This is a genomic window from Actinocorallia lasiicapitis (assembly GCF_054778695.1).
This window is the reverse complement of record NZ_BAAGZI010000458.1, coordinates 1-4,301: the sequence shown is the minus strand read 5'-3', so window position 1 is coordinate 4,301 and position 4,301 is coordinate 1. Positions and strand designations below refer to the sequence as shown.

At 73.2% G+C, this 4,301-nt stretch carries 4 protein-coding genes; 3 read left to right on the top strand and 1 reads right to left on the bottom strand.

Annotated elements, in window-relative coordinates; genetic code table 11:
• The 3 genes from ACYVE7_RS30120 to ACYVE7_RS30110 all read left to right on the top strand — a co-directional run.
• Nucleotides 1–721, top strand: a 721-nt coding sequence (locus ACYVE7_RS30120; protein WP_460369443.1) for an STAS domain-containing protein, incomplete at its 5' end; no start/stop codon positions are given.
• Between the two features lie 102 nt (nucleotides 722–823).
• The gene (locus tag ACYVE7_RS30115; RefSeq protein ID WP_460369441.1) at nucleotides 824–1,030 is read left to right on the top strand and encodes a heavy-metal-associated domain-containing protein; all 207 of its coding nucleotides are present in this window, start codon (nucleotides 824–826) and stop codon (nucleotides 1,028–1,030) included.
• Nucleotides 1,031–1,080: 50 nt separating this feature from the next.
• Complete coding sequence (locus ACYVE7_RS30110) at nucleotides 1,081–3,306, top strand: heavy metal translocating P-type ATPase (RefSeq protein ID WP_460369439.1); 2,226 nt, start codon at nucleotides 1,081–1,083, stop codon at nucleotides 3,304–3,306.
• Between the two features lie 82 nt (nucleotides 3,307–3,388).
• Here ACYVE7_RS30110 and ACYVE7_RS30105 read toward each other — a convergent pair.
• Nucleotides 3,389–4,301 (bottom strand): aminotransferase-like domain-containing protein (locus ACYVE7_RS30105; protein WP_460369438.1); only part of this gene is annotated, 913 nt, incomplete at its 5' end.

Sequence of the window (4,301 nt, the reverse complement as noted above, 5' to 3'; positions counted from 1 at the left end):
GTCCCGGCTGGCGGCCCTCACCCACGCGCTGGTCCTGGCCGGGATCGTGCTGGTGGCCGCCCCGCTGGTCGGCCGGATCCCGCTCGCCGCGCTCGTCGGTGTCCTCCTGGCCACCGCGGTCCGGATCGTCGAGGCGGGGTCGCGGCTGGCCCTGGCCCGCTCGACCCGCTCCGACGGGATCGTCATGGTGCTCACCGCCGCCGCGACCCTCGCGCTCGACCTGGTCAAGGCCGTCATCCTCGGGATGGTGATCGCGGGTGCGCTGGCGCTGCGGTCCATCGCCCGCGCCACCCGGCTCCAGCAGGTCGCCCTCGACCCGGCCGACCACCACGCCGAGGAGCACGAGCTGCTCGCCGACCACATCGTCGCCTACCGGCTCGACGGGCCGCTGTTCTTCGGCGCCGCCCACCGGTTCCTGCTGGAGCTCACCGAGATCGCCGACGTCCGGGTCGTCATCCTGCGGATGTCCCGGATCTCCACGCTCGACGCGACCGGCGCGCACGTCCTCGGCGACGCGATCACCCGGCTCGAACACCGAGGGATCCTGGTCCTGCTGTCGGGGATCAAACCGGGCCACGACCAGGTGCTCGCCACCCTCGGCGTCGCCGACCACCTCCGCGACCAGGGCCTGATCTTTCCCGGCACCCCGCACGCCATCGCCCACGCCCGCGACCACCTGCGCGCCACCGGCCACCTCCCCGCCCTCACCGGACGGCCCTGACGCTCCCCGAGGAGTGATCACGGTCACGCACGCTTCCGAAATACCCCCTAGGGGTATAGCGTTGAGCTCGAAGCAAGGCACCGGACCGAAGGAGACAGAGCGATGGCGACCACCGAGTACACCGTCAAGGGCATGACCTGCGGCCACTGCGTCTCCTCGGTCACCGAGGAGATCGGCAAGATCGCCGGAGTCGGCCTGGTCCTGGTGGACCTGCCCACCGGCAAGGTCTCCGTCACCAGCGAGGCTCCCCTCCAGGAGCGGCAGGTGCGTGAGGCCGTCGACGAGGCCGGTTACGAACTGGTCGGCTGACCCCGGCCCGTGGACGTCGACCGGATGAGCGGACGAGGAGGAGAAGAACGATGAACACCGCCCTGGACCGGGTCGAACTCTCGATCGGCGGGATGACCTGCGCCTCGTGCGCCAACCGGATCGAGAAACGGCTCAACAGGCTGGACGGCGTGACCGCGACCGTCAACTACGCCACCGAGAAGGCCAGCGTCAGCTTCACCGAAGGCGTCAGCACCGACGAGCTGATCGCCCAGGTCGAGAAGGCCGGCTACACGGCGTCGCTGCCCGCGGCGGCCGAGCCCGCGGCGGAACCGGCCGAGGACACCGCCCTGAACACCCTGCGGACCAGGCTGACGGTCAGCGCGCTGCTGGCCGTGCCGGTCATCCTCATGGCGATGATCCCGGCGCTGCAGTTCCGGAACTGGCAGTGGGCGTCGCTGACGCTCGCCGCGCCGGTCCTGGTGTGGGGCGCGCTGCCCTTCCACGTCGCGGCGTGGAAGAACCTGAGGCTCGGCACGGCCACCATGGACACGCTGGTGTCGCTCGGCACGATCTCCGCGTTCGCCTGGTCGCTGTACGCCCTGTTCTTCGGGACGGCCGGCGAACCGGGCATGACCCACCCGTTCCGCTTCGCGATCGAACGGTCGGACGGCGCGGGCAACATCTACCTGGAGGTCGCGGCGGGCGTCACGGTCTTCATCCTCGCCGGACGGTACTTCGAGGCCCGCTCCAAGCGGCGGGCGGGCGCCGCGCTCAAGGCGCTGCTGGAGATGGGGGCGAAGGACGTCGCGGTGCTCCGCGACGGCGTGGAGCAGCGGATCCCCGTCGGCTCGCTGAAGATCGGCGACCTGTTCGTCGTCCGGCCGGGAGAGAAGATCGCGACCGACGGGGTGATCACCGAGGGGTCGTCGGCGGTCGACGCCGGTATGCTCACCGGCGAATCCGTCCCCGTCGAGGTCGGGGTCGGCGACCCCGTCACCGGCGCGACGGTCAACGCCGGCGGACGGCTCGTCGTCCGGGCCGCCCGGATCGGCGCGGACACCCAGCTCGCGCAGATGGCACGGCTCGTCGAGGACGCGCAGAACGGCAAGGCCAAGGCGCAGCGGCTCGCCGACCGGATCTCCGGGATCTTCGTGCCGGTCGTCATCGTGCTGGCCGTCGCCACCCTGGGCTTCTGGCTCGGCGACGGAGCCCCGGCCGCGACGGCGTTCACCGCGGCGGTCGCCGTCCTGATCATCGCCTGCCCGTGCGCCCTCGGGCTGGCCACACCGACCGCGCTGCTGGTCGGCACCGGCAGGGGAGCGCAGCTCGGCATCCTGATCAAGGGCCCTGAGGTGCTGGAATCGACCAAGGCGGTCGACACGATCGTCCTGGACAAGACCGGCACCGTCACCGAGGGCCGGATGAGCCTGATCCGCGTCGTCACCGCCGAAGGGCAGGACGAGGAGGAGGTGCTGCGGCTGGCCGGAGCGCTCGAACACGCCTCCGAGCACCCGATCGCCCGCGCCATCGCCAGAGCCGCCGAGAAGCGGACCGGGCCCCTGGCCGTGCCGGACGACTTCCAGAACCTCGCGGGCCTGGGAGTGCAGGGCGTCGTCGACGGGCACGGGGTGCTGGTCGGCCGGGAGCAGCTCCTCGGAGAATGGGCGCTACGGCTGCCCGCCGAGCTCGCCCTGGCCAAGCAGGCCGCCGAGTCCGCCGGGCAGACCGCGGTCGCCGTCGCCTGGGACGGCGAGGCGCGCGCCGTGCTGGTCGTCGCCGACACGATCAAGGAGACCAGCGCGGAGGCGGTCCGCCGGTTCCGGGAGCTGGGGCTCACCCCGATCCTGCTGACCGGAGACAACGAGGCCGCGGCCCGTGCCGTCGCCGCGGAGGTCGGCATCACCGAGGTCGTCGCCGAGGTGCAGCCCGCCGACAAGGTCGACGTCGTCAAACGGCTCCAGGCCGAGGGACGCACCGTCGCGATGGTCGGCGACGGAGTGAACGACGCCGCCGCCCTCGCCCAGGCCGACCTCGGTCTGGCCATGGGCACCGGCACCGACGTCGCCATCGAGGCCGCCGACCTCACCCTGGTCCGCGGCGATCTGCGGGCCGCCGCCGACGCCCTCCGGCTGTCCCGCCGCACCCTCGCCACGATCAAGGGGAACCTGTTCTGGGCGTTCGCCTACAACGTGGCCGCGCTCCCGCTGGCGGCCGCCGGGCTGCTCAACCCGATGCTCGCCGGCGCGGCGATGGCGTTCTCCAGCGTCTTCGTCGTCAGCAACAGCCTGCGGCTCCGCCGCTTCCGCCCCGCCTGACCGAACCACACGACGGGCGCCCTGGTCCTGCCAGGGCGCCCGTCGCGTTTTCCTGGCGTGCGCGGATCAGTGGCGCGGGCGGTCAGTCGGCCAGGACGTCGTCGGGTGTCGTGGCGGCGAGCTCGGCGAGGGTGCGGAGTGCCTGGTCGAGGGTCGGGAGGGGTGGGGAGGCCAGGGCGAGGCGGACGGCGCCCGGAGTGCGGCGGTCACCGACGGCGAAGGCGGCGGCCGGGGTGACGGCGATGCCGTGGCGGGCGGCCGCGGCCACGAACGTGTCGGCGCGCCAGGGCGACGGTAGCTCCCACCAGCAGTAGTAGGAGTGCGGGGCGGTGCGGACGGCGAACCCGGCCACCCGTTCGGCGGGGAGCCGCTGCCGTGCGGCGGCGTCGTCCCGTTTGGCCAGCGACACCGTCCGCACGGTGTCCTCCTCCAGCCAGCGGGCGGCCGCCTCCAGCGCGAACCCCGACGGGGTCCACGCGCCGGACCGCAGCGCCGTGGCGGTGGCCGCCGTCAGCGGTTCGGGGACGATCGCGAACCCGACGGTCAGGCCGGGAGCGAGCCGTTTGGACAGGCTGTCGACCAGGACGGTCCTGCCGGGGGCGAGCGCCGCCAGCGGCGGGCCGTCGGCGAGGAACGACCAGACGGCGTCCTCGATCGCGTACAGGCCGAGCCGGTCGAGCAGACCAGCCAGTTCCGCCCTGCGGGCGCCGGGCATGGTCACCGACAGCGGGTTGTGCAGGGCGGGCTGGAGGTAGACCCCGTTCAGCGGGGCCTTGCGGTGGGCGGCGTCGAGGGAGTCCGGCACGAGCCCGTCGCCGTCCACTTCGAGGGGCACCAGGGTGATCCCGAGGCGGTGCGCGATCGCCTTCACCACCGGGTAGGTCAGTTCCTCGACGCCCAGCCGGGAGCCTGGCGGCGCGAGCACCGTCAGGGCCGCCGCGAGGGCCTGCCGCGCGTTGCCCGCGAACAGCACCCGCCCGGGCTCGGGCCGCCAC